This window comes from Salinicola sp. RZ23 (genome assembly GCF_003206675.1).
Lineage (GTDB): Bacteria > Pseudomonadota > Gammaproteobacteria > Pseudomonadales > Halomonadaceae > Salinicola > Salinicola endophyticus.
In genome coordinates, this window is record NZ_PZJK01000011.1 from 12,731 (window position 1) to 37,260 (window position 24,530).

Sequence of the window (24,530 nt, forward strand, 5' to 3'; positions counted from 1 at the left end):
TCAGGAGACCGACATGATCCCCGACGCACTGAAATCACGTGAGCTGTATGTCGACCGCGGCGCCCGAGACGCCGAACGCCAGCGCCTGCTGGCCCGCGACGAATGGTGCCGGCGCTTCGCGCTGCGCATCCACCGCCAGACCGGCGTCGGCAACGACGCGGCCAGCCAGGTCGCAGATACCGCCTGGCGCGAAGCCGAGAGCGAGCGCCAGGCACACCCGGGCGGCGGCCAGGTCGAGCCCGAGACCGCCGCCGACGAAGAACTCAGCAACTGGGAAGACTGACCATGCAATGCAACTGCCGGAAAGACATAGAGCAGAAGTTGGCCGACATGTTTCGCGAGAAGCTGCCCGAAGGGCACCAAGATTTCGACGCGAAGCTGAACGGCTACACCTTCTTGATGGTAGATGGCGGGCTCGATGAAGGGGTGTGCCTGGAATTCACTGGCGATGTTCAGGTGCCCAAAAAAGCGGGCGGTATGAAGCGGCAAAAGATCAAGCACACCGTGCTCGCCAACTACTGCCCGTTCTGCGGCGTGAGAGCCGAAGCGGCAAAGGGAGAGGTCTCCACCAATGGCTGACGCCGTAGACAACGCCGGTGCCGCGATCGAGCACCACCTCGCCACCTCTCTCGCGCGCCACCGGCTGCCGGTGGCCACCCACGTCGCCGCGCACACGCCGGCGGACTGCGAAGAGTGCGGCGAAGAGATCCCAGCAGCGCGCCGAGCGGCCGCGCCCTGGGCGACGACGTGCATCGACTGCCAGTCGATCCGAGAGGAGAAAGGCCGCCATGTGCGATAACGACCGAGAGAGCATGATTCGGCGCACCCAAAAGAAGGCGTGCCACCAATTCGGGCGGGGCGAGCCAGTCGCCACGCGCGCCCCGGCAGCAATCCCCGAGGACATCCGGCTAACGCTTGTCGCCCTGGTGACCGAGCGCCTGATTCAAATGCACCACCAGCCGATGCGGCCCGGCAAGGCGACCGAATTCGAATGCCTGAAGCCCGCCGCCGAATGGCTGCTGGGTCAAGCCGAGGGCGCGCGATGAACGCCATCACTCAACTGAAAGACTGGCACACCCAGTACGGCCTCGACTTCGACGACGGCATCAATGTCGACCTGTTCTCTGGCGGTGGCGGCGCATCGACCGGCATCGAGATGGGGCTCAATCGCCCGGTGCATATCGCGATCAATCACGACCCGGACGCGATCAGCATGCATCAGGCGAACCACACGCACGCCGAGCACTACCTGAGCGACGTCTACGAGGTCGACCCAGTTACAGCCGTCCGCGGGCGGCGGGTCAACCATCTGCACGCCTCACCGGACTGCACCCACCACAGCCAGGCTCGCGGCGGTCAATCTCGCAAGCGCGCTATCCGATCGCTGTCGTGGGTGGTGCACAAGTGGGCGGGAACCGTCCGCCCGGCGAAAATCACGCTTGAGAACGTCGAACAGATCCTGCAGTGGTCCCCGCTGGTCGCCAAACGCGACAAGACCACCGGCCGCGTCGTCACGCTCGACGTCATTACCTGCCCGACCACCGGACGCAAGGTAAATCGCGTGGCCGACCGCGGCGAGCGGGTGCCGGTCGAGCGTCAGTTCCTGGTGCCCGACAAGCGCCGCAAGGGCCGCAACTGGCGGCACTTCGTCGACGGTCTGCGCGCCATGGGCTACGCCGTGCAGTGGCGCACGCTCAAGGCGTGCGACTTCGGCGCGCCCACGACCCGCGCCCGGCTCTACATGATCGCCCGGTGCGACGGCGTGCCGATCACCTGGCCGACACCGAGCCACGCGGCCAAGCCGAAACGCGGCCAGAAACGCCATCGCGCTGCCCATGAGTGCATCGACTGGTCGATCCCGTCGCGCTCGATCTTCGACCGCCCCAAGCCGCTGGCCGCCGCTACCATGCGCCGAATCGCCAAGGGCATCGACCGATTCGTGCTCGGCGCCGCCGACCCGTTTATCGTGCCGGCAACGCACGTCGGTAGCGATCGCGTGCACGATATCCGCGAACCGCTGCGGACGGTCACCACCGCCAATCGTGGCGAGCTGATGCTGGCCGCGCCGACGATGATTCAAGCCGGCCACGGCGAAGGCAAACCCGGCGGCGTCCAGCGCTGGGGCTCTGGCTGCAAATCGATCACTCAGCCGTGCAACACCATCACGGCCAGCGGCAGCGGCGGCCAGTCGATCGCAACCGCCTACATGGCCCAGATGAACGGCGGATTCAACGAGACACCCGGGCATGACCTGCGCCGGCCGACCAGCACGGTGACCAACAAGGGGAGCCAGCAGCAGCTCGTCACAGCACACCTGATGACGCATCGGCGCCACAGCGTGGGCACGGCGGCCAGCGAGCCGCTGGCCACCATCACTGCCGGCGGCGAGCATCACAGCCTGATCGAATGCACACTCTCGCCGGAGGACGAAGCCGGCGCGCTGCGCGTCGCAGCATTCCTTGTGAACTACTACGGCAAGGGCACAGCGAGAGATCTAGAGCAGCCCCTCGACACAGTGACTACGCGCGACCGCCTCGCCCTGGTCACTGTGTGGATCAAGGGAACGCCTTACGTCATCGTCGATATCTGTTTGCGCATGCTGGTGCCGCGCGAGCTATACCGCGCCCAGGGGCTCCCCGACAGCTACATCATCGAGCATGGCCACGACGGCCGCCGCTTCTCGAAGTCGAAGCAGGTCAAATTCTGCGGAAACTCGGTGTCGCCGCTGCCGATGGCTGCCATCTATCGCGAGATGAACAGACCCGCCGAGCGCCTGGCGCAGGGGGTGGCATGAGCCAGCACCTCGCCCGCGCCGCGGGCATGCTATGCCGTGATCCCGCGTTCCGCCGCTACCTCGACCAGCGCGCCCGTGCCCGATTCGGCGCGGACGTGCCGGACGGCACACACACCGAGGAAGACGCCGGCGACTGGCTGCGCCGCGCATGCGGCGTCGCCAGCCGGTCGGAGCTCGACGGCAACCCCAGCGCAGCCGCGATGCTGCGCATGATACAGAACCGATTCAACCGATGGCGCGCCCGCCGTCAGTCAAGCCAAGGAGAGCGCTCATGCTGAGACGCCATGAACCCGAGATCCTCTATGCTGCTGACGTGGCAGAGATGATGGGCAAATCGCAGCAGGCCGTTACGAACCTGATCAAGCGCGACAGCGACGCACTACCGCCGGGGCGATTCAAAATCGGGCGGCTCTGGGCCTGGCGCCGAGTGACCGTGATGAAGTGGCTAGAGGGATTGGAGGACGGCGCCGTCGAGATCGAGCCCAAGCGCCGCCCTGGGCGGCCACGCGCTACCCCAGCTTCTCCGCGAGCGTTGAGGGGTTGAGGTGGGTATAGCGCCTGAGCATGCGGAGATCCTTGTGGCCGGTGATCGAGGCCACCTCCATGATGTTCAAGCCCTTCTCGAAAAAGCGAGACGTCGCCTCATGCCGCAGGTCATGAAAGCGCAGACCCTCAACGCCCGCCACTTTGCAGCTCTTCTCGAAATAGTGCGTGACCGTATCCGGGCGCAACGAGAAGAGCCGGCCATCCATCCTCGCCGGCAGCGCCTCGACAACAGCCCGCGCAGCGCGTGAAAGCGGTACCGCGCGGCTAGTCCCGTTCTTCGTCTCGGCCAGATAGGCGACGCTACCCCGCACGTCCGCACGCTTCAGCCCCAGCAGCTCGCCCCGCCGCATCCCCGTTTCAACGGCCAGCGTGATCAGCCGCGGCATCTCCGTGTGAAGCGCGCCGGCAGCCTCGAGTATCGCGGCAAGCTCCCCGTCGCCGACGCGCCGCTCACGGTCTGCGTTGAGCTTCGGCTTACGGATCTTCGCGCACGGGTTTTCGACCGGCATCCCCCATTCTTTGATCGCGATCGTATAGAGGTGCGACAACAGCGCCAGATCGCGGCGAACAGTCGAGCCCGAGGCAACCTCGAGGCGCTGATCGCGGTAGAGCGCGACGTCAGATGAGCGCAGCGTCGAGAGTGTGAAGCGGCCGAGGTCGCGAGCCAGGATCGCCAGCCGCGACCGCTCGTTGCGATAGCTCTTCTTGTGCACCGATATCTCGCGCTCGTATCGCTCGAGCGCGGCGGCGATCGTCAAAGCGTCAGCCTCACGCGTGTCGACGAACCGAGCTTGGCTCATCTCGGTCTCGACTTGCTTCGCCCAGCGCTCGGCCTCAGCCTTGGTGTCAAACGTGGCGCTGACCTGGGGGTAGCCTTTCTTGCGGACGATCGCGCGCCAGGAACCTGAGCGCTTTTGAAACGTGGCCATGGGGCATCTCAACGGTGGTGTACCGGGAGTGTGCCAAATACTGGATAAAAAGGAAGTGATTCAGAGGGAAAGCGGGCTAGAGCCCTTGCTACGCCTGGTGCCGGTGAGTGGATTCGAACCACCGACCTACGCATTACGAATGCGTTGCTCTGCCGACTGAGCTACACCGGCCAGGCGGCGCCTATCATAATCAGGCGGAGGCACGGGGACAAGCGTAAACGCGGATGCCGGCTGTAGATTTTCACTCGCCTAGCCCTCGGCGGGGCAACGTGCTATTGATGGCGAAATGACAACAACCTGCCGTCATGTCCCACACCCCCTATCGTTTCCGCTTTGCCAAGCTGGCAAGGCAGTTCACGTTGCCGCTACTCGCTGCGCTCGCGCCGGTGCTGGTGGGCGTACCGCTGATGCTGTGGCAGGCGGAGCGCGAGCTGGTCGGACAGACCCAGGAGAGTTTCGACTACGCCCTGCGCAAGGTGGAGTCGATCTTCGACTATGCCGAGACGGCCACCCATCAGGTGCGCTACCTGGTCGGTGCCCCGTGCAAGTCGGCAGTGTTCACGCTGCGTCAGCAGAGCATGGCGACGCCGTTCGTACGCTCGCTCAATCTCGTCCGCGATGGCCAGGTCTACTGCACCTCGCTGGAGGGCGCGCGGCTGTTTCCGGAGCAGAGTCAGAACTACAGCTCCGGGCGCCTGCGCCTGATGGCCGGCAACCTGGTCACGCCAGAGCGGGCGCTGATCGTGTTTCGCCTACCGACCCCGGGTGGGAGCGTGCTGGCCGGTATCGATGGCCAGTACGTGGTCAATGCGCTGCAACTGACAGGGAACGATCTATCGCTGTCGCTGCAGATCGGCGACTACCAGCTCGATGCCGATGGCAGCGTCTCTCCCACCCCGTGGATCACCAGCGATAACGTCTCCGAGCGCGCCTCGAGCCGCTATCCGTTCCGGCTGCGTGCAACGCTGGCCCCGGGCAGTCTGAATCGCACGCTGGAAAGTTATTTCCTGCCGATTCTGGGTCTCTTGATCCTGTGCGGCACGCTGGTGTTCTGGCTCATGCTCAAGCGCCGCTCTCCTACGGAAGAGCTGGAGCGCGCCCTGCGCGATGGCGAGTTCGTGCCCTACTACCAGCCGATCGTGGATGCCGACGCCGACCGCTGGGACGGTGCCGAGGTGCTGGTACGCTGGCGCCACCCCGTAGAGGGCGTCATCCCGCCGGATCAGTTCATTCCCCTGGCGGAGAGCAGCGGCCTCATCGTGCCGCTGACCCAGGCTCTGATGCAGCAGGTCCGCCGAGAGCTGTCGACACGGCTGGGGCAGTTGCCTCACGGCTTCCATATCGGCTTCAATCTCTCCGCCGCCCACTGCCACGACTGGCGGCTGCTCGACGACTGCCGTGAGTTCCTGGCCGCTTTTCCTCCGGGGCGAATCATCCTGGTGCTGGAGCTGACCGAACGCGAGCCGTTCCGAGCCACGCCGCACACCTTCCGGCTGTTCGAGCGGTTGCGCGAGATGGGCATCCTGATCGCCCTGGACGATTTCGGCACCGGCAGTGTCGGGCTCGACTATCTGCGCCACTTCCGGGTCGACTCCCTGAAGGTCGACCGCAGCTACGTCGCCATGGCCGACGAAGACGTCCTGTCGCAGCACCTGTTCGACAACATCGTCGATCTGGCCCAGCGCCTGTCATTGACGGTGATCGCCGAAGGCGTCGAGACCCCCGCCCAGAACGCCTATCTGCGCGACCACGGCGTGCACCACCTGCAAGGCTATCTCTACGCCCGCCCGGCTCCGCTGCGCGATATGCTGGCCCGCCTCAAGAGTCCGCCCAGCCGCGCCGCCAGTGAAAGCCGCAGCGCCTGTCCCGACCTGAGGTAGGGGCAGATGCCTCGGATATCGCTGGCATCGATCCACCGTCCGTGATGCTGCGGGGCGAACGCCGGCGATCTACGGCTGCACGTTGGCCATCGTCGCCGGATTCGGTGCCTGCGGAAAGCCACCGGGCGCATGGGGCACCGCCGCATCCAGCTGCAGCCCACCGCCCAGCGCCTGAACCAGCTGCACCGAGCGATCGAGACGCTGGGTGGTGAGCTGTGCCAGACTCTGCTCGACGCTGAGCAGCTGCTGCTCGCTGCTCAGCACGTCGAGATAGTTGGCCAACCCCGCGCGGTAGCGCTCACCGGCCAGCGAATAGGCAGCGCGTGCACTGGTCACCGCCTGCTGCTGGCGCTGACGCTGGCGGGCCACCGAGTCGAGGGTGGTGATATCGTCGACCACCTCTCCCAGCGCCTCGACCAGAGTGGCGTTGTAGCGCGACACGGCGAGATCGTAGTCGGCATCGCTGCTCTCCAGATTGGCGCGCAGCCGCCCGCCTTCGAAGATCGGCAGCGAAATCGCCGGCGTCACGCTGGCCGATTTCGCCGCTTCGCTGAAGAAGTAGTCCCCCAGCGGTGACTGAAAGCCGGCCATCGCGGTCAGGTCGAGATTGGGATAGAACTTCGCCTTGGCCTGCTTGATGCGCTGGGAGGCGGCCTCCACCCGCCAGCGCGCCGCTATCACGTCGGGACGGTGCCCGATCAGCTCGGCGGGGATGACGCTCGGCAGCGCGACGATCGCCGGCGCCAGGTCGCTCGGCCGCGGGATCGACTGGCCGCGATCCGGCCCCTTGCCCAAGAGCGTGGCCAGCGAGATGCGCTGGCTGCGGATCGACTGTTCGGCGGCTTCCAGCGTCTGCCGCGCATTGGCGACGGTGACCTGGGACTGCAGGCTCTGCAGCTGGTTGTCGAGCCCGGCCTGCTGCAGCTCGCGATTGATCGCATCGATCCGCTGGGCGCGGTCGAGCTGGCGGTTGGCGATATCGCGCAGCTCATAGGCGTGGGCCAGGCTGACATAGGCCCGCACCACGTTGACCGAGAGGGTCAGCGCCGCCGCATGAAACTCGATCTCTTGCGCCCGCGCCGCGCCCAGCGCCGCACGCCAGGCGGCCCGCCTGCCACCCCATAGATCGAGATCGTAGTCGAACGAGAGCATCAGCTCGCGGGTGGTGGAGTAGAAGTTGCCCTGCCCGCGCGGGTCCTGCACCTGCGAGACCCGCGAGCGCGAGATCTGGGCCGAGCCGTCGACGCTCGGCAGGCCACTGGCCCGGGCGCTGGCAATCGCCGCATTGGCCGCCCGCAGTCGCGCCCGCGCCATGCCGATATCCGGCGAATCTGTCAGCGCCTCGTCGATCAGCGCGTCCAGCTCCGGGTCGCCGAGCGCGCGCCACCACGCGCGCTCGGGCCAAGCCGCCGGCGAGATCGGGGTCTCGCCCAGCACCTGCTGCGCGCTCAGCCGGCTGATTGGCGTCAGCGTCGCCTGCGGCGAGATACCGGCATAGTTGGCGCACCCCGCCAGCAGCGAGAGTGCCAGCATCAGCCCGCCGACCAGTCCCCGACGCCTTCCCTGGTGTAACGACATCCTTGTCCCCACTGGCCTGCCCGGCGACCTGGTTGGCCGGGCATCGTCCCTCGTTGCAGTCACCGGGACGTCTAGNNCTAGACGTCCCGGTGCTCGTGTCGCGCTTCCTGCGCGGCGTGCGGTAGTTGATGCTGAGAATCGGTCGTGATCTCACCGCCACCGGAGAGCGGCCGCTCTTCGTCCTCTTTCTCGGAGCGAAACAGCGACCATGACACCATGAACAGCGCTGCGATCAGCGGCCCCAGCACGAAGCCGTTGATACCCAGTAGCGTCATCCCGCCCACGGTCGAGATCAGCACCACGTAGTCCGGCAGCTTGGTCTCCTTGCCCACCAGCGGCGGCCGCAGCAGGTTATCCACCAGCCCGATCACCACGACACCGACGAAGACCAGGATCGAGCCCCTGACGTAGTCGCCGCTGAGCAGCAGATAGGCCGCCACCGGTACCCAGATGATCGCCGAGCCGATGGCCGGCAGCAGTGACAGAAACGCCATCAGTACGCCCCACAGCAGCGCCGCCTCGATCCCCAGCAGCCAGAACGCGACCCCGCCGATCGCGCCCTGCACCATGGCGATGATCACATTGCCCTTGACCGTGGCCCGGACCACCGCGGTGAACTTGTCGATCAGGCGATGAGTATAGGCATCGCTCAGCGGCGCCGTGGTGCGGATCTGATAGCCCAGCTTGCGGCCGTCACGGAACAGGAAGAACAGCAGATAGAGCATGATCCCGGCGCTGATCAGAAACTGCAGGGTGTTCTGGCCGATGCTCAGCACGTGCTGGGCGATCAGCTGGCTGCCCTGCTCCAGCGCCGAGGCGAGCCGGTTGCTCAGATCGGCGAAACTGCCAATACCGGCATCCCCCATCCAGCCCTGCACAGAAGGCGGCAGCGAATCGCGGAACTGGGCGACATAGGCGTTGAAGTCGATATCGCCCTGGTCGAGCCGCTGGTAGAGACTCGCCCCCTCGCGCAGCAGCGAGAAGAAGATCAGCGACATCGGGATGATGACGATGAACACGCAGGCGAGCACGCTGAGGAACGCGGCCGTGTTGGGCCGCTGCCCAAGCCGCGTGTTCAGTCGCCGGTGCATCGGCTGGAACAGGATCGCCAGGATGACCGCCCACAGGATCGCACCATAGAACGGCAGCAGCAGCCATACGAAAGCGATGGAGACCGCCGTCAGCAGCAGAATGAACGCCTTGTGCTGGCTCAGAGAACTCATGGAATCGACAGGCTCCGGGAAATGACACGCCAAGCATAGCCGCAACCCGGCCTTTGTGGCCGCTTCTATCGATCGCCAACCACCTGGCGCGCCCGCCAGCGTGGCCTCATGGGAGCACCGTAGCGCGTTTCATATATGCGTAAACTCAGCTGTTGTACAGCTTATGGGTGGCCCGTTGACCGCTCCGGATTGCTGAGCGCAAATGACTGAAAGTGTTGATCTTTCAATTTGCTCCCGAAGAATAGTTCAAGCAATTCAAGGGGTTGTCAGGGTAATGTTAACCTGGGATAAGTGCTACGACCTTTCGACCCTGGTACAACTCTTGTACAGAAAGAAACGCTATGCCATTCTGCATGTGTCGCATCGGCCACCCCCGGGTGGCCAACCCGATAGGGACATCGGGAACGACGGCAAGGATTGCCGCCACTCATTACCGGTCAGGAAGACCGGACATCGACGCCAAGGAGGGCTGACCATGGAACACCGGATTTCATGCACCCGCTGCGGAAATACGCAAACCGCTTCTTCTGAATGTCATCAGGCCTGGGATGAGATCAACTGCATCGAGTGCGGTGACTTCATCGATACCTATGGGCACCAGCAGGAGATCGCAACCCCCAACTACCTGCTGCATACCCTCAACCTGGCACGCTCGCTGTCGTTGCAGATGGCACGCGCCGAACATGGGAGCGGCAGGACATGATCACAGTCACTCTGGATCTCACCTGCTCCATCTGCGGTCATCAACAGTTTCATCTGCCGATCAAGGCAGAAGAAGGCGTCAACGTCTGCTGCGCCAACTGCAGCGCCTTCAAGTGCAAAGCGCTGGATCTGGAACGCGCGCTGACGGCAATGCGGCGTTCGCCGGACAACCGCCAGCCCGCCGCCGCCTGAAGGTCACGCCGAGCGTGAACACGGTACCGCCGAGAAGCCGCCCGACCCGGGCGGCTTCTTTGCGTGGGGCCCTATCTACGCGGATCCCAGGCATCATCCCTTTCACGGACATTCATCCATGGCCGATATCGAGCAGTTGAGAACCGGAATCCAGCAGGCGGTCGCCGAAGGCCAGCAGCGGCGCCTCGACTTCGAACAGGCGCTCGAGGATCTGCGCCTGCGTCTGGAAGCGCTACAGCAGTGTGTCGCCCAGTGGATCGAGTCACTCGACCTCGATGAGGTCGAGATCCACTACACGGAGACGACCCAGACCCTGACCCGCTTCGAGGAGACCTATCGGCTCACCCTGCGTGAGCAGACCCTCTCCCTGGGGGCGTGCAAGCTACACCTGAAGCCCGAAGAGCAGTATCTCTCCGGCCACCGCGTGCTGCTCTACGCCTCCACCGACGAGGATGACGTCAAGGAGGTGATCGAGGCCGAGGGCGCCTACCGCTTCTCCGATCTGCAGTACGGTCAGCGCCGCGACCTCTCCCAGTACGACACCCTCAGCGAAGAGACCTTCTACCGCCTGCTCTACGGCTGGCTGAAAGCCTGAACGCCGCCCACGCTGCCGGCGGGCACGGCGTCAGCCCCAAGACCTGTCGCCAGCCATCCCCATCACGTCTGTCCGGCGACATGGTGTCAGCCAAACGAGCTGGTAGTCAGAAACTATCGCCACCGTCACACGCTGGTCCCAAAGTTTACCTATGCTGAAGATTCGGCGACGACGCCGAGACGCGAGCGGCCGGGCGCAGTGCCGCTCCGACGCATTGCGATATCGTCTCGCCGCGTCGTCATCGCGGTGCCTGAAAGATATCGGAAGTCGACACAGTAGCGTTTAAGGACGGACAGCATGAGTGAAGAGATCAAGATCGGCGGCAAGTGCCCTTTTGCCGGCGACTCGGTGGGCGGCGTTGCCGGTTCCGAACCGACCACCAATCAGTGGTGGCCCAATCGCCTCAAGGTCGAGCTGCTGCATCAGAACGCGCCCCTGGCCAATCCCGAAGATCCTGACTTCGACTACGCCAAGGCCTTCAGCGAGCTCGACCTGGCAGAGGTCAAGCAGGACATCAAGGCGCTGCTCACCTCCTCGGTCGACTGGTGGCCGTCGGACTACGGCAACTACGGCCCGCAGATGATCCGCATGGCGTGGCACTCCGCCGGTACCTACCGTATCGCCGATGGCCGCGGCGGCGCCGGCGAAGCGATGCAGCGTTTCGCCCCGATCAACAGCTGGTGGGACAACGGCAATATCGACAAGTCGCGGCGGCTGCTGTGGCCGATCAAGCAGAAGTATGGCGCCGCGCTCTCCTGGGCCGATCTGATCGTGCTCACCGGCAACTGCTCGCTGGAAGTGATGGGCTTCCCCACCTACGGCTTTGCCGGTGGGCGCATCGACGCCTGGGAGCCGGACACCCTGACCTACTGGGGACCGGAGGCGTGGTACGGCAAGAAGATCGAGGACGCCCCGCGCGGCCCGTTCGAAGGCCACCCGGATCAGATGGTCAACCGCGACCTGCGCTGGACCGGTGAAGCGGGTGACGACGACTACGATCTCGAAGCGCCGCTGGCCGCCTCCAACTCCAACCTGATCTACGTCGACCCGGAAGGCTCGGCCAAGAAGGGCATCCCCGAGGACTCCGCCGCCGATATTCGCATCACCTTCGGTCGGATGGCGATGAACGACGAGGAGACCGTGGCGCTGATCGCCGGCGGCCACGCCTTCGGCAAGTCCCACGGCATGACCCCGCCGGACCAGATCGGCTTCGCCCCGGAAGGCGCGCCGATGGAGTCCCAGGGGCTGGGCTGGCACAACCCGCGCGGCAAGGGTAACGCCGAAGACACCATGACCAACGGGATCGAGGGCTCGTGGACCCAGAACCCGACCCAGTGGGACAACAGCTACCTCGAGAACCTGTTCAAGTTCGAGTGGGAGCAGACCCGCAGCCCCGCCGGCGCGCTGCAGTGGACCCCGGTGGACAAGAACGCCCCGCGCACCCCGGACGCCCACCTCGAAGGCGTCGATCATCCGCTGATGATGATGACCTCCGACATCGCGCTCAAGGTCGACCCGGCCTACCGCAAGATCTGCGAGAAATTCCTCGACGACTTCGACTACTTCACCGACGCCTTCGCCCGCGCCTGGTACAAGCTGACCCACCGCGACATGGGCCCCAAGGCGCGCTATCTCGGCCCGGAAGTGCCGCAGGAAGATCTGATCTGGCAGGACCCGATCCCTGCGGTCGACTTCGAACTGGTCGATAGCCGTGACATCGCCGAACTCAAGGCCAAGATCCTGGGTGCCGACGTCAGCGTCTCCCAGCTCGCCGCCGTCGCCTGGGGCGCCGCCTCCACCTTCCGCACCTCCGACAAGCGCGGCGGCGCCGATGGTGCGCGTATCCGCCTCGCGCCGATGAAGGATTGGCCGGTCAACAACCCCGACGACCTGGCTCACGTGCTCGGCGTGCTGGAAGGCATCAAGCGTGACTTCGACGGCGCCCAGAGCGGCAACAAGAAGGTCTCGCTGGCCGACCTGATCGTGCTCGGTGGCTGTGCCGCGGTGGAGAAAGCGGCCCAGGATGCCGGCGTCACCCTCGAGGTGCCGTTCACCCCGGGACGTAACGACGCCACCGCCGAACAGACCGACGAGCAGACCTTCCGCTGGCTCGAGCCGGTCTCCGATGGCTTCCGCAACTTCCATCGCGACGACATCCGCTACCACGTCTCGCCGGAGCAGATCTTCCTCGACCGCGCGGCCCTGCTGGGTCTCTCCGCGCCGGAGTGGACTGCACTGGTCGGAGGCCTGCGGGTGCTCGACGTCAACGCCAAGGGCGCCTACCGGGAGCACGGCGTGTTCACCGACCGTCCGGGCGTGCTGACCAACGACTTCTTCGTCAACCTGACTTCACCCGACTTCGAGTGGAAGAAAGTGGATGACGAAGGGCTGACGTTCACCCTCGACGACCGCCACTCCGGCGAGACCAAGTTCAAGGCGACCCGCTGCGATCTGATCTTCGGTGCCAACGCCCAGCTGCGCCAGCTGGCCGAGTTCTACGCCCAGAAGGGTGGCCACGAGAAGTTGGTCAAGGACTTCGCCAAGGCGTGGCACAAGGTGATGATGCACGACCGCTTCGACGTTTGAGGCGCGCAGCAGCGATCCGACGTTACCCGCCGGATCGCTGCGCATACCGTCTCGCAAGCTCAAACCATCGACGACTCGGCGCCCTCCAGGGGGCGCCGAGTCGTTTTTCTGCCTGCCAAGGTCGTCACTGTGCCGTGATTCTCCTTGGCAGCAATTTTGTTATATTATAACCTTCACGACCTATCCAAGAGGTCGTTCCATGTCGCATCGTCACCGCCACCGCCCGGATGGGCCCTGTCACTTTTCGCTGATGTCGCTTGGCGCCGGGCGTCGCATGCTGCTGACCCTACTGCCGCTGGCCCTGCTGTGGCTGGTCGCGGCCTGGTCTGTCGGGATGCAGGGCTGAGCATGGCCGCCATTCTGACCCTTGAATCGCTGTCGCTGGCCCAGGGCAATCGCCTGGTGCTGGAGGATCTCAGCGGCGAATTCGAAGCCGGCAGTATCACCGCCCTGGTCGGCCCCAACGGCGCCGGCAAGAGCACCCTGGTACAGGGCATCATGGGCGTGCTGCGGCCGCTGCGCGGTCGCGTGCTGTGTCAGGTGCCCCACGCCCGCCGCGCCTGGCTGCCACAGCAGCTGGCCCTGGACCTCTCCTTCCCCATGAGCGTCGAAGAGCTGGTGATGAGCGGCTGCTGGCCCACCCACGGCAGCTTCCGCCGCTACGGCCCAGCGGAGTATCGCCGCGGCCAGGCGGTGATGCAGCGCCTGGGGCTGCAGGCGTTGGAGCACCGACCGCTGGGCGAGCTCTCCGGCGGCCAGCGCCAGCGCGCCCTGCTCGGCCGCACGCTGATGCAGGAAGCCCGGTTGCTGCTGCTCGACGAGCCCTTCGCCAACGTCGACGCGGCGACCGTCGAGCTGCTGATCCAGACGCTGCGAGACATGGCCGCCGAGGGCGTGTCGGTGATCATCGTGCTGCACGACCACGACCAGTTACGCCGACTGGCCGACCGGGTGCTCCACCTCGACCGCGGCCACGGCCACTGGTACACGCCACAGACCATGACCTGGGCGCCCAGCGGCCAGCCCATGACGGCTACCGCGACGACTCAGGGGCCGACGTCATGATCGACTGGCTGATCTCTCCGCTGCTCGACTTCGGCTTCATGCGCCGTGCCCTGGTGGCCGGGCTGGCGCTGTCGCTGGTGGCCCCGCCGCTGGGCGTTTTCCTCACCCTGCGTGGCATGAGCCTGGTCGGTGACGCCATGGCCCACGCGGTGCTGCCCGGGGTGGCGGTCGGCTTCCTCCTCGCCGGCTTCTCGCTACCCGCGATGAGCCTGGGCGGGTTGGCCGCCGGGCTGCTGGTGGCCGGGCTGGCCGGCAGCGTCTCGCGCCTGACCGGGCACCGCGAGGATTCGGCGATCGCCAGCTTCTATCTGATCTCACTGGCCGCCGGGGTGATGCTGATCTCGCTGCGCGGCTCAAGCGTCGACCTCACCCATGTGCTGTTCGGCTCGATCCTGGCCGTCGACACCACCGCGCTATGGCTGATCGTGGGTGTCTCCAGCGTCACCCTGGTGGTGCTCGCGGCGATCTTCCGCATCCTGGTGGTGGAGTGTCTCGACCCGCTGTTCCTGCGCGGCCAGGGGATTCGCGGCGGCGCGGTGCACGGGCTCTTCCTGGGGCTGATGGTGCTCAATCTCACCGCCGGCTTCCAGACCCTGGGCACGCTGATGGCGGTGGGGCTGATGATGCTGCCGGCCACCGCGGCGCGCTTCTGGTCGACGCGCCTCGAGGGGCTGATGGGGCTGGCCATCGCGATCGGGATGCTCTCCAGCGTCGGCGGGCTGCTGCTGTCGTATCACGCCGGCCTGCCCTCCGGGCCCTGCATCATTCTGCTGGCGGGGGCGATCTATCTGCTCTCCGCGCTGTTCGGCCGCTACCACAGCGTCTTCGCGCGCTGGCGCCGCCGGGTGCAGCCGATTCTGCCGCCGGATGCGCATGGCTGAGCCATCTCGTCTGGCCATCTTGCCCGGGCAGGCATCAGCGCCCGGGGTCGTCACGTCACACGCTTCGTCACACCCACACTCGTCACGAAAACAAAGAAGGAGGAAGTCGCGATGTCCCGTCTCTCACTCTCAGCCGCCCTGCGCCAGGGGCTGATCGCCGGCACCCTGGGTCTTGCCCTGCTCGGCCCGGCCCACGCCGACGAGCCGCTCGACGTGGTCACCAGTTTCAGCATCCTCGACGACATGGTCTCGACCATCGGCGGTGACCATGTCGCGGTAACCTCGCTGGTCGGTCCCAACGGCGATGCCCACGCCTTCTCGCCCAAGCCCTCCGATGCCCAGTCGCTGGCCAAGGCCGATCTGGTGGTGGTCAACGGCCTGCAGTTCGAGGGCTGGATCGACCGCCTGATCGAGGCCAGCGGCTATCAGGGCGATGTGGTGGTGGCGAGCCGCGGCATCCAACCGCTGGCGTTCGACGGCCACCACGACGAGGAAGTCGCGGATCATGACGCCGATCACGACCATGGCGACGCCGACCACGACCACGGCGACCACGAGCATGACCATGACCACGGCGATGCCGACCATGACCACGACCATGGCGATACCGATCACGATCACGCCGAAGCCGGACATCACCACCACGGTAATCTCGACCCCCATGCCTGGCAGGATCTGCGCAACGGCGAACAGTACGCGCGCAATATCCGCGACGGTCTGATCAAGGTCGACCCCAGCCACGCCGACGACTACCGCCGTAACGCCGAACGCTATATCGAGCAGATGAAGGTGCTCGATACCGAAACCCGCGAGCGTCTGGCCAAGATTCCCGAAGCCGATCGGCTGATCATCACCAGCCACGACGCCTTCGGCTACTTCGCTCACGCCTACGGCCTCAAGCTGCTCGCGCCGGTAGGGCTCAACACCCTGGCCGAACCCAGCGCCAGCGACATGGCCGAACTGATCCAGCAGATCGAGCACAACCACGCCAAGGCGCTGTTCCTGGAGAACATGAGCAATCCGGCGCTGGTGCAGCAGCTGCATCAGGAGACCGGTATCGCCATCGGCGGCACCCTCTACGCCGACGCCCTGACGCCGAAGGGTGAAGGCAGCACCTACCTGGGCATGTTCCGCCACAACGTGGATACCCTGGTGGACGCCCTGGAGGGCGGTCACTGACTCGACCTCGGCAGGCCGGCGGCGCGCGTCGCTGGCCTTTCACACTCGCGTCGACGAGACTGATCGCCATATGTCGCCGACGCGAGCCGCCATGCCCGCCGCTATACCCCCCACCCAGGATACGCTGACACCGGCTCAGGCCCGCCGTCTGACGCTGCGCGCCCAGGGTTTCGGTGCCGCCCCCACCACAGCGATCGACCGCGGCCATCTTCGCCGGCTGCTGAACCGACTCGGCGTGCTCCAGATCGACTCGGTCAACGCCCTCGCCCGCTCGCACTACCTGCCGCTCTTTGCGCGTCTCGGCGCCTACCCCAGGGCGCTGCTCGACGAGCTCGCCTGGGGCCGAAATCGCCAGCGCAGCCTGTTCGAGTACTGGGGGCACGAAGCCTCGCTGCTGCCACTCCCAAGCTACCCGGCGCTGCGCTGGCGCATGCATCGGGCGCGCCGCGGTCAGGGCATCTACAAGCATCTGGCACGCTTCGGACGCGAGCAGCGCCCGTTGATCGACCAGGTGCTGGCGCGGGTCGCCGCCCAGGGCCCGCTCGGCGCCGGCGAACTCAGCACCCGCGACGGGCCGGCCGGCGCCTGGTGGGACTGGAGCGACGAGAAGCAGGCGCTGGAGTGGCTGTTCGCCGCCGGCGAGGTGACCGTGGCCAGCCGTCGCGGCTTCGAGCGCCTCTACGATCTGCCCGAGCGGGTGATCCCCGCCGCTGTGCTCGCGCGCCCCGAGCCGACCCTGCTGGAGGCACACCGCGAGCTGCTGCGCCACGCCGCACAGGCGCTCGGAGTCGCCACCGAACGCGACCTGCGCGACTACTACCGCTTGGCGCCCGAGGATAGCCGCGCGGCGCTGGCGACGCTGGTGGAGGATGCCACCCTGACCCCGGTAGCGGTGCACGGCTGGCGTCATACCGCCTTCGTCTGCGGTACGCCGCGGGTGCCGCGCCGGATCGAAGCCGCGGCGCTGCTGTCTCCGTTCGACTCGCTGATCTGGGCGCGTGAGCGCACCGAGCGGCTGTTCGATTTCCACTACCGGCTGGAGTTCTACGTGCCGCCGGCGCAGCGGCGCTACGGCTACTACGTCATGCCCTTCCTCTATCGCGAGCGCCTGATCGCCCGACTCGATCTGCGCGCGCGCCGCGGCGAGGGCCAGCTCGCCGTGCTGGCGCTGCACCCGGAGCCGGGGGCCACGCTGGACGCCGACGCCCTGGGCGCGCTGTCGGGCGAACTCGAGCGCCTGGCGGCGTGGCTCGGGCTGAGCCTGCAGCTGCACGATGCCCGACCGCCGGGGCAGTGGCTCGCCCACCATCTGGGATGAGACAGCGTCTGGGATGAGACGGCGTTGCGTCAAAACCAGGATCGGTACGCAGCCTAAGTTTGCTTTTGCGACAAATAACCACATTATCCATAAGGTTTTTACCGCGTAACCTGTGCTTGTGGATCGCACAAGGGAACGCTAATGAACGTAATGACTCGTCATCTCTGTCTCGCTGCCGTCGCCGTGGCTACCGCACTGCCGAGCAGCACCGCCCTCGCCTATGGCGCCGGCGACTGGTTCACCCACTTCGGGGTGGCCAAGGTCTCGCCCAAGGACGACAACGGCCGCTTCGATGACCTCGGTATCGATGTCGACGTCCAGGACAAGAGCAACTTCGCCTTCACACTGGGCTACCGCTTTCACGACAAATTCGGGGTGGAACTGCTGGCAGCGGCACCGTTCAAGCACGACATCAATCTGAACGGCAACGACGGCGCCTCGATCAAGCACCTGCCGCCGACCCTGACGCTGCAGTACTACCCGCTCGGCGGCACCGATGCCTGGGTCCAGCCCTATGTCGGCGCGGGTCTCAACTACACCCACTTTTCCGATGAAAAGATCGACGTACCCGGCGCCAGTCTCGACCTGGACGACTCCTGGGGCGCCGCCGGTCAGTTGGGGGTCGATCTGCTGATCGACGATCACTGGTCGCTCAACGCCGCTGCCTGGTATCTCGATATCGACTCCGATGCCACTGCCAAGGTGGGCGGGCAGTCCTACGACACCACCCTGCATATCGACCCCTGGGTGGTGATGGCGGGCCTCGGCTACCGCTTCTAGGTAACCACGTTTAAAGCCGCCGGCCGGCAGGGCCGGCGACTCGATCTTCTCAGGGAGCTCCCACTCTCTCCTTGGCCACCCGTGCGGTGGCCTTTTTTTCGTCTGACCCAATCCGCTGGCCGGCGCTAGACAAACGTCGTAGTCGATGTGATACTTCGCAGACTAACTGTTAGTTCACTTTTTCGCGTCTTTTTCGAGACATCGACGACTGGCCCGGGCGTGTGCACACGTCCGGGCTCTGGTTCTTTTATGACACGCATTCCCGCCGATCACTGGCTGCTCGCCCTGAGGACCTTGCTCGCCGTCTGGCTGGCACTGTTCCTGGCCATGCGCCTGGATCTCTATCAGCCCGCCTGGTCCATCCTGGCGGTGATGATCGTGACCCTGCAGCCGGTCATGTTCACCGGCGGCACACCGCCCATCGGCATCATCATCGGGCGCGGCGTGGCGCGGCTGTTCGGCACCCTGTTCGGCGCCATCGTCGGGCTGGTGCTGATCTCGCTGTTCGGCCAGCAGCCGATGCTCTATCTGCTGTTTGCCGGCGGCTGGCTGGCCTTCTGCATGTACTGGGTGATGCTCGAGCAGGACGAGTATCTCGGCTACGTGATGATGCTCAGCGGCTATACAGCGACCCTGGTCTCGCTGACCGCCATCGGCACCGGGGTCGATCAGGTGTGGCACGTGGCCCAGGCGCGCTTCAGCGAGACCGCCCTGGGCATCGGCTGTGCGCTGCTGATGCATATCGCCATTGCGCCCCGCTTCGGCAGCCGCGCGCTGCCGCAGACGCTCTCCGAGTTTCTCGCCGAAGGCGCCCGCGACACCCTCGCCGCGCTGGCACAGCCACGCTCGCGGGCGCTGCGCGACAGCCAGTTCAAGCGCCTGCTGGGCCACTACCAGCAGTTCCAGAAGCTGCGCGGGCTGACCCGCCTGGAGACCCGGCGGCTGAGCCACTTCATCCCGGCCCTGGACCGTTTCGCCAGTGACAGCCTGGCGCTGATCACCGCGATCCGCGAGCTGGAGACCGCCCTGGACTACCTGCGCGCCTGCGACGATGGCCAGCGCTGGCTGGCGCCGCTGCTCGACCAGGCCCTGCCGGTGCTCGAGCGCATCGCCGCCGAGCCCGCCGCCGCGCCGGATGAGCCGGTGGTACTGGACGCGTTCGACTGGGACCCCGATCAGGTCTCGCCGCGCAGCCGTACCCGCGCCGAGCTGGTGCGCCAGCGCCTGGGCGGGGTGCTCGACCTGCTCCACCACGGCCAGCGCCTGCGCCACGCCCTGGCCGCCCCCGATTCGGCGCGGATCGAGACATTGCCGCGAAAGCGCCGCTCGCGCACCACCCACAACGAGCACTTCGTGGCACGCTACAACGCCCTGCGTGTATTCATCGCCTTCGAGCTGCTGGGGCTTTACTGGATCCACAGCGGCTGGCACTCGGGCTATCTGGCGATGATGCTGCTGGGGGTCTTCACCATGCTGTTCGCCAAGGCGCCCAACCCCGCGGCGGTGGTCTATCAGTTTCTCTGGGGATCGCTGGCGGCGGTGATACTGGGCGGCGTGCTGCTGTTCCTGGTGCTGCCGGTGATCAACGGCTTCCCGCTGCTGGCCCTGGCAGTGGCGGTACCGGTGACCATCGGCACCCTGCTGACGCCGCACCCGCGCTGGTCGGCGATGGGTCTGGCCGGCGCGATCACCATGATGACCCTGCTCAATCTCAACTCGACCTACACCTTCGCCCCGGCACGCTATATCAACGGCGGTGTGGCCTCGATCATCGGCACGCTGGTGGCGATGATCACCTACTCGGTGATGCGTCAGCGCTCGCCGCACGAGCGGATTCGCACCCTGATGTCGGCCTACTGGCAGGGGCTGGCGCGGCTGCTCGGCGAGCGCAGCCAGCCCAGCCGCGCGCGCCTGGAGAGCCGCCTCTACGACCGCCTCGGCCGCTTGGTGGCGCTGGGTGGCAGCGATACCGCCCTGCGCGAGGCGATCGACCTCCACGCCCTGGCCCTGTGCGTGTGGCGCATTCGCCGCCTGGGCCCGGAGCTGGGCGTGCACCGCGAGGCGATCGAGGCGTGGCTGGCAGGCATCGGCACGCGCCTGCTGGCGCGCCAGCGCCACGACCCGGCGGTCTGGCGCCAGCTCGCCGACGAGGCGATCGCCTGGGTCGAGCGGCTCTACCACGAGACCCGCCTGCCCATCGCCAGCATCGGCGAGATCGCCATGCTCGGGCACCTGATGCGCGCGGCCCCCGGTGTCACACTGGAACAGGGCGACACCACGGCCCCGGCGCCGCAGGACGCCAACAAGGCAGAGGCAGTCATGGCAGCGCCCACCGCCACGCCGGGCGCGACGGCCGCGCCCGAGCCGAGCCAGCCGGACGCGGACGTGAACGAGACGGATACCGGCTCGGATGAGCCAGAGACGGGCGCGAACGAGACGGATAGCGGCCCGGATGCGCCAGACACGAACGTGAACGAAACGGATAGCGGCCCGGATGCGCCGGACACGGGGGTGAACGAGACAGATAGCGGCCCGGATGAGCCAGACTCGGACGTGAACGAGACAAATACCGGCCCGGATGCGCCAGACACGGGCACGAACGAGACAGATAGCGGCTCGGACGAGCCCGATACGGGAGAAGATCCACATGTTCGCTGAGTGGTCGTTTCTCGGCTTTCTGCTGCCTCCGCTGGCGCTGCCGGTCCTGCTGGCGCTGGCGCTCTATCTGCTGATCCGGCGGCTGTTCGTGCGCTGGCGGCTCTATCACTGGCTATGGCAGCCGGTGCTGGCCGATATCGCGATCTTCGCCCTGCTACTGTGGGCGGTGCTCGCGCTCAGCGGCGCACTGCCGATCGCCCCATGATCGTGCTGGCGCCGGTCGCCCGCCGCTGCCGGCAGGGATACCGCTAGATCCGATCGACAACATCTGATCGACAAGACCTGATCGACAACGCCTGATCGACAACGCCAGGCTGCCCGAGACCGAGACAAGAGACACCATGACCATGACCCACCGACTCCGCCGGGCGATCCGCCTGACCCTGACGCTGATCCTGGTGGCGGCGGCCCTGGTCGCCGTGGCCGAGATCTGGAACCACTACATGCACGACCCGTGGACCCGGGACGGACGTATCCGTGCCGACGTCATCCATCTCGGCACCGACGTGGCGGGGCTGGTCGACGATCTCGAGGTCCACGACAACCAGCGAGTGGCCAAGGGCGACGTGCTCTTCACCATCGACAAGCGCCGCTATCAGCTGGCCCTCGACGATGCCCGTGCCAACCTGAACCGCCTGCAGCAGCAGCGCGACGAGGCCCAGGCCGCCAGCGGCCGGCGCCAGCAGTTGAAGAACTACGTCTCCCAGGAGGACAAGGACAACGCCCGCTTCGCCCTGTCGACCGCCCAGGCCGCGGTCGAACAGGCCAAGGTCGAGGTGGCCAAGGCCGAACTCGATCTGGAGCGAGCGACGGTGCGCGCCCCGGTGGATGGCTATGTCACCAATCTGCTGCTGCGTCCGGGGCAGTATGTCGGTGTGGGGGCCGACACCCTCACCCTGGTCGATGCCAATAGCTTCTACGCCCTGGGCTACTTCGAGGAGACCAAGCTCGACAGCATCGAGATCGGCGAGCCGGCGCGGGTCCAGCTGCTGGCCAACGGTCGCCCGATCTGGGGCCACGTCGACAGCTTCGCCCGCGGCATCAGCGACAGCAGCCTGAGCAACCAGAACGGCGGGCTGGCCTCGGTCAACGCCTCCTTCGACTGGGTGCGGCTGTCGCAGCGCATTCCGGTGCGTATCGCCCTCGACGACATTCCGCCGGGGACCAAGCTCTCCGCCGGACTCACCGCCACCATCTATCTCGGCGGCGATCGCGCCGAGCACGAGACGCAGCCAGACTGGTGGGTGTCGGTGAAGCGGTGGTGGGAAAATCTGATCAGCGTGTGAGAACCGCGCGCCGGCGATAACGCCGGCGCGGGTCGGGAGGCGTCAGGCGCCGGCCATCACTCGAAGTAGCTGAAGGTCTCGCCGGGCTTGATGTCGAGCAGCGTGTGGTAGATCAGCTCGATCACATGCTCGACGTCCTGCTTGTGGACCATCTCCACGGTGGTGTGCATATAGCGCAGCGGCAGCGAGATCAGCGCCGAGGCCACCCCCGAGTTGGAGTAGGCGAAGGCATCGGTGTCGGTGCCGGTGGCCCGCGAACGCGGCAGACGCTGGAACGGGATCTTCTGCGCGTTGGCGACCTGGATCAGGCGCTCGCGCAGCTTGTTCTGGATCGCCGGGGCGTAGCAGATCACCGGGCCGTCGCCGATCTTGTTGGCGCCCTCGCGCTTGGGTTCGATCATCGGCGTCGAGGTGTCGTGGCTGACGTCGGTGACGATCGCCACGTTCGGCTTCAACCGCTCGGCGATCATCTCCGCCCCGCGCAGCCCCACTTCCTCCTGCACCGCGTTGACGATATAGAGGCCGACATCGAGCTTCTGCTTGCGCGCCTTCAGCAGCCGCGCCACTTCCGCGATCATGAAGCCGCCGATGCGGTTGTCGATCGCGCGGCAGACGAACTTGTCGCCATTGAGCACGAAGAACTCGTCCGGGTAGGTGATCACGCAACCGACATGCACGCCCAGCGCCTCGACCTCGTCCTTGGTGCTGGCACCGACATCGATGAAGATGTTGTCCAGCTCCGGCGGCTTCTCCTGCGGCCCCTGGCGACGGGTATGGATCGCCGGCCAGCCGAAGACGCCGGGCACGATGCCGTTGTCGGTGTGGATATTGACCCGCTTGGAGGGGGCGATCTGATGGTCGCTGCCGCCGTTGCGGATGACGTAGATCAGGCCGTTGTCGGTGATGTAGTTGACGTACCAGGAGATCTCGTCGGCGTGCCCCTCGATCACCACCTTGTACTCGGCGTCGGGGTTGATCACGCCCACCGCAGTGCCATAGGTGTCGGTGATGAACTCATCCACGTAGGGGCGCAGATACTCCATCCACAGCTTCTGGCCCTCCCACTCGTAGCCGGTGGGGGATGCGTTGTTGAGATAGCGCTCCAGGAACGCCATCGCCTGATCGTCGAGCGGCTTGCCGCCGCTGCGCGTGCGTTTCGGCGTCTTGGCCTTGGTGTTCTTGCTGGAACTAGCGTTCTTGCTGGAACTAGTGCTCTTGCTCATACCACCTTCCTGACTGGTGTCTGTCGTGAAGAGGAGGATTCCTCGTCCAGCTTAGCAGTGCCGCGCCGCGAATGGGCAGCGCCAGCGCAACGCGCAAGCTACGCTGGGGAGATCCGCTGGCCCCGGCGCTCCCCCGCCGCGCCAGCGCCCCATGACGGACAGGAACCGACAGGATGTCTCAACCCCTTCTGCGCCACCACGGCCGCTTTCCCTACCGCCCGATCACCGACCACGATCCCGCCCACTGGCCCGGCGAGACCCGCCTGGCGGTCTATCTCGGCTTCAACCTGGAGCACTACGCCTTCGGCGAGGGGCGCGGCGTGGGCATCGCCCCACCGGCCCCCGAGGGCGAGCCGGACGTGCTCAACTACGCCTGGCGTGACTATGGCAACCGAGTCGGCGCCTGGCGCTGTCTGGCACTGTTCGAATCGTTGAATCTGCCGGCAGGGGTGATCGCCAATACCGCGCTGCTCGACCACTGCCCCGAGCTGCTCGAGGCGTTCGCCGCGCGGGGCGACGAGATCATCGCCCATGGCCACACCAACGCCGAGCGTCAGGGCCAGCTCGATGAAGCCGCCGAGCGCCGCCTGATCGTCGCCTGCCGTGAGCGTCTGGCGACCCACCTGGGCCAGGCGCCGAGCGGTTGGCTCTCACCCTGGATCTCGGAGAGCGAGCGTACGCCCGACCTGCTCGCCGAGGCGGGCTTCGACTACCTTCTCAACTGGGCCCATGACGACCGCCCGACCGCCATGCGCACCACCGCCTGCACGCTGTGGTCGATCCCCTACCCGCAGGAGGTCAACGACATTCCCACCATCTCCACCCACCGGGTGAGCATGCAGGAGTTCTGCACCATGATCCGCGATCAGTTCCTGGAGCTGCTGGCGCAGTCGCAGCAGCAGCGACTGGTGATGGGGATCGCCCTGCACCCCTGGCTGGTGGGCCAGCCGTTCCGCCTGCGCCAGCTGCGCGAGGTGCTCACCGAGCTGGCCGGCTACCGCGAGGCCGAAGGGGTATGGTGGACCACCCCCGGGGCCATCGCCCGTCAGGTGCAGGCAGAGGCGGCCGCCCCTGCTCCTGAGTGAACGCCGGGTGTGCCCCGCATGAGCGCCGGA

The 24,530-nt window shown here is 66.2% G+C and carries 25 protein-coding genes and 1 tRNA gene; 21 read left to right on the top strand and 5 right to left on the bottom strand.

Annotated elements, in window-relative coordinates; translation table 11 throughout:
* Nucleotides 1-13: 13 nt before the first annotated feature.
* Genes DOM67_RS11395 through DOM67_RS11420 form a run of 6 tightly spaced genes read left to right on the top strand, consistent with a single transcriptional unit; the run spans nt 14 to nt 3,072 of the window.
* Nucleotides 14-283: a hypothetical protein gene (locus DOM67_RS11395; RefSeq protein WP_110675949.1), complete on the top strand. Its 270-nt coding sequence runs from the start codon at nt 14-16 to the stop codon at nt 281-283.
* Between the two features lie 2 nt (nt 284-285).
* A complete protein-coding gene (locus tag DOM67_RS11400; RefSeq protein ID WP_110675951.1) occupies nt 286-579 on the top strand; it encodes a hypothetical protein in 294 nt (97 codons plus the stop codon).
* A complete protein-coding gene (locus DOM67_RS11405; RefSeq protein ID WP_110675953.1) occupies nt 572-799 on the top strand; it encodes a TraR/DksA C4-type zinc finger protein in 228 nt (75 codons plus the stop codon). The genes DOM67_RS11400 and DOM67_RS11405 overlap by 8 nt, the downstream gene beginning before the upstream one ends.
* The gene (locus tag DOM67_RS11410) at nt 789-1,046 is read left to right on the top strand and encodes a hypothetical protein (protein WP_110675955.1); all 258 of its coding nucleotides are present in this window, start codon (nt 789-791) and stop codon (nt 1,044-1,046) included. The genes DOM67_RS11405 and DOM67_RS11410 overlap by 11 nt, the downstream gene beginning before the upstream one ends.
* On the top strand, nt 1,043-2,794 hold the full coding sequence (locus tag DOM67_RS11415; protein WP_110675957.1) for a DNA cytosine methyltransferase: 1,752 nt from the start codon (nt 1,043-1,045) through the stop codon (nt 2,792-2,794). The genes DOM67_RS11410 and DOM67_RS11415 overlap by 4 nt, the downstream gene beginning before the upstream one ends.
* Nucleotides 2,791-3,072 (top strand): hypothetical protein, encoded by a 282-nt coding sequence (locus tag DOM67_RS11420; protein ID WP_110675959.1) that lies wholly within the window; start codon nt 2,791-2,793, stop codon nt 3,070-3,072. Before DOM67_RS11415 ends, DOM67_RS11420 begins: the two co-directional genes overlap by 4 nt.
* A 231-nt stretch (nt 3,073-3,303) precedes the next feature.
* Here DOM67_RS11420 and DOM67_RS11430 read toward each other — a convergent pair whose 3' ends face one another.
* Together DOM67_RS11430 and DOM67_RS11435 are read right to left on the bottom strand one after the other, a co-directional pair.
* Nucleotides 3,304-4,269 carry a site-specific integrase gene (locus tag DOM67_RS11430; RefSeq protein ID WP_110675963.1) on the bottom strand — a complete coding sequence of 322 codons (966 nt, stop codon included), beginning with the start codon at nt 4,267-4,269 and terminating at the stop codon, nt 3,304-3,306.
* A 95-nt stretch (nt 4,270-4,364) separates the two neighbouring features.
* A tRNA-Thr gene (locus DOM67_RS11435) sits at nt 4,365-4,440 on the bottom strand.
* Nucleotides 4,441-4,574: 134 nt separating this feature from the next.
* Between DOM67_RS11435 and DOM67_RS11440 the strand changes: the two genes are divergently transcribed.
* Complete coding sequence (locus tag DOM67_RS11440) at nt 4,575-6,149, top strand: EAL domain-containing protein (protein ID WP_110675965.1); 1,575 nt, start codon at nt 4,575-4,577, stop codon at nt 6,147-6,149.
* A gap of 69 nt (nt 6,150-6,218) precedes the next feature.
* Here the strand turns inward: DOM67_RS11440 and DOM67_RS11445 are convergent, their stop codons facing one another.
* Together DOM67_RS11445 and DOM67_RS11450 are read right to left on the bottom strand one after the other, a co-directional pair.
* Entirely contained in the window at nt 6,219-7,727 is a 1,509-nt protein-coding gene (locus tag DOM67_RS11445; protein WP_110675967.1) for an efflux transporter outer membrane subunit, read from the bottom strand.
* 77 nt (nt 7,728-7,804) lie between these two features.
* A complete protein-coding gene (locus DOM67_RS11450; protein WP_110675970.1) occupies nt 7,805-8,950 on the bottom strand; it encodes an AI-2E family transporter in 1,146 nt (381 codons plus the stop codon).
* A 475-nt stretch (nt 8,951-9,425) separates the two neighbouring features.
* Between DOM67_RS11450 and DOM67_RS11455 the strand changes: the two genes are divergently transcribed.
* From DOM67_RS11455 to DOM67_RS11510, 13 genes are all read left to right on the top strand, one after another.
* Nucleotides 9,426-9,653 (top strand): hypothetical protein, encoded by a 228-nt coding sequence (locus DOM67_RS11455; RefSeq protein ID WP_106419261.1) that lies wholly within the window; start codon nt 9,426-9,428, stop codon nt 9,651-9,653.
* Nucleotides 9,650-9,844, top strand: coding sequence for a hypothetical protein (locus DOM67_RS11460; protein WP_110675972.1), 195 nt, complete (start codon nt 9,650-9,652; stop codon nt 9,842-9,844). The genes DOM67_RS11455 and DOM67_RS11460 overlap by 4 nt, the downstream gene beginning before the upstream one ends.
* A gap of 118 nt (nt 9,845-9,962) precedes the next feature.
* Nucleotides 9,963-10,439: a hypothetical protein gene (locus DOM67_RS11465; RefSeq protein WP_110675974.1), complete on the top strand. Its 477-nt coding sequence runs from the start codon at nt 9,963-9,965 to the stop codon at nt 10,437-10,439.
* 297 nt (nt 10,440-10,736) lie between these two features.
* Nucleotides 10,737-13,025, top strand: coding sequence for a catalase/peroxidase HPI (gene katG, locus DOM67_RS11470; RefSeq protein WP_110675976.1), 2,289 nt, complete (start codon nt 10,737-10,739; stop codon nt 13,023-13,025).
* Nucleotides 13,026-13,224: 199 nt separating this feature from the next.
* Nucleotides 13,225-13,371, top strand: coding sequence for a hypothetical protein (locus tag DOM67_RS20000; RefSeq protein WP_198651794.1), 147 nt, complete (start codon nt 13,225-13,227; stop codon nt 13,369-13,371).
* Nucleotides 13,372-13,373: 2 nt separating this feature from the next.
* A complete protein-coding gene (locus tag DOM67_RS11475) occupies nt 13,374-14,090 on the top strand; it encodes a metal ABC transporter ATP-binding protein (RefSeq protein ID WP_110675978.1) in 717 nt (238 codons plus the stop codon).
* Nucleotides 14,087-14,971, top strand: a complete 885-nt coding sequence (locus DOM67_RS11480; protein WP_106419258.1) for a metal ABC transporter permease — start codon at nt 14,087-14,089, stop codon at nt 14,969-14,971. The genes DOM67_RS11475 and DOM67_RS11480 overlap by 4 nt, the downstream gene beginning before the upstream one ends.
* A 111-nt stretch (nt 14,972-15,082) precedes the next feature.
* Nucleotides 15,083-16,150 (top strand): metal ABC transporter substrate-binding protein, encoded by a 1,068-nt coding sequence (locus DOM67_RS11485; protein ID WP_110675981.1) that lies wholly within the window; start codon nt 15,083-15,085, stop codon nt 16,148-16,150.
* 70 nt (nt 16,151-16,220) lie between these two features.
* Entirely contained in the window at nt 16,221-17,468 is a 1,248-nt protein-coding gene (locus DOM67_RS11490; protein WP_198651795.1) for a crosslink repair DNA glycosylase YcaQ family protein, read from the top strand.
* Nucleotides 17,469-17,618: 150 nt separating this feature from the next.
* Nucleotides 17,619-18,248, top strand: coding sequence for an OmpW family outer membrane protein (locus DOM67_RS11495; RefSeq protein WP_110675983.1), 630 nt, complete (start codon nt 17,619-17,621; stop codon nt 18,246-18,248).
* Nucleotides 18,249-18,497: 249 nt separating this feature from the next.
* Nucleotides 18,498-20,906: an FUSC family protein gene (locus tag DOM67_RS11500; RefSeq protein WP_110675984.1), complete on the top strand. Its 2,409-nt coding sequence runs from the start codon at nt 18,498-18,500 to the stop codon at nt 20,904-20,906.
* Nucleotides 20,896-21,111: a DUF1656 domain-containing protein gene (locus DOM67_RS11505; RefSeq protein ID WP_110675987.1), complete on the top strand. Its 216-nt coding sequence runs from the start codon at nt 20,896-20,898 to the stop codon at nt 21,109-21,111. Before DOM67_RS11500 ends, DOM67_RS11505 begins: the two co-directional genes overlap by 11 nt.
* Nucleotides 21,112-21,247: 136 nt before the next feature.
* Nucleotides 21,248-22,192, top strand: coding sequence for an efflux RND transporter periplasmic adaptor subunit (locus tag DOM67_RS11510; RefSeq protein ID WP_110675989.1), 945 nt, complete (start codon nt 21,248-21,250; stop codon nt 22,190-22,192).
* 56 nt (nt 22,193-22,248) lie between these two features.
* Here DOM67_RS11510 and DOM67_RS11515 read toward each other — a convergent pair whose 3' ends face one another.
* The gene (locus tag DOM67_RS11515) at nt 22,249-23,415 is read right to left on the bottom strand and encodes a M42 family metallopeptidase (protein WP_198651796.1); all 1,167 of its coding nucleotides are present in this window, start codon (nt 23,413-23,415) and stop codon (nt 22,249-22,251) included.
* A gap of 173 nt (nt 23,416-23,588) precedes the next feature.
* On the opposite strand from DOM67_RS11515, the gene DOM67_RS11520 reads away from it, so the two are divergent.
* On the top strand, nt 23,589-24,500 hold the full coding sequence (locus DOM67_RS11520) for a polysaccharide deacetylase family protein (RefSeq protein WP_110675991.1): 912 nt from the start codon (nt 23,589-23,591) through the stop codon (nt 24,498-24,500).
* The last annotated feature ends 30 nt before the right edge of the window (nt 24,501-24,530 follow it).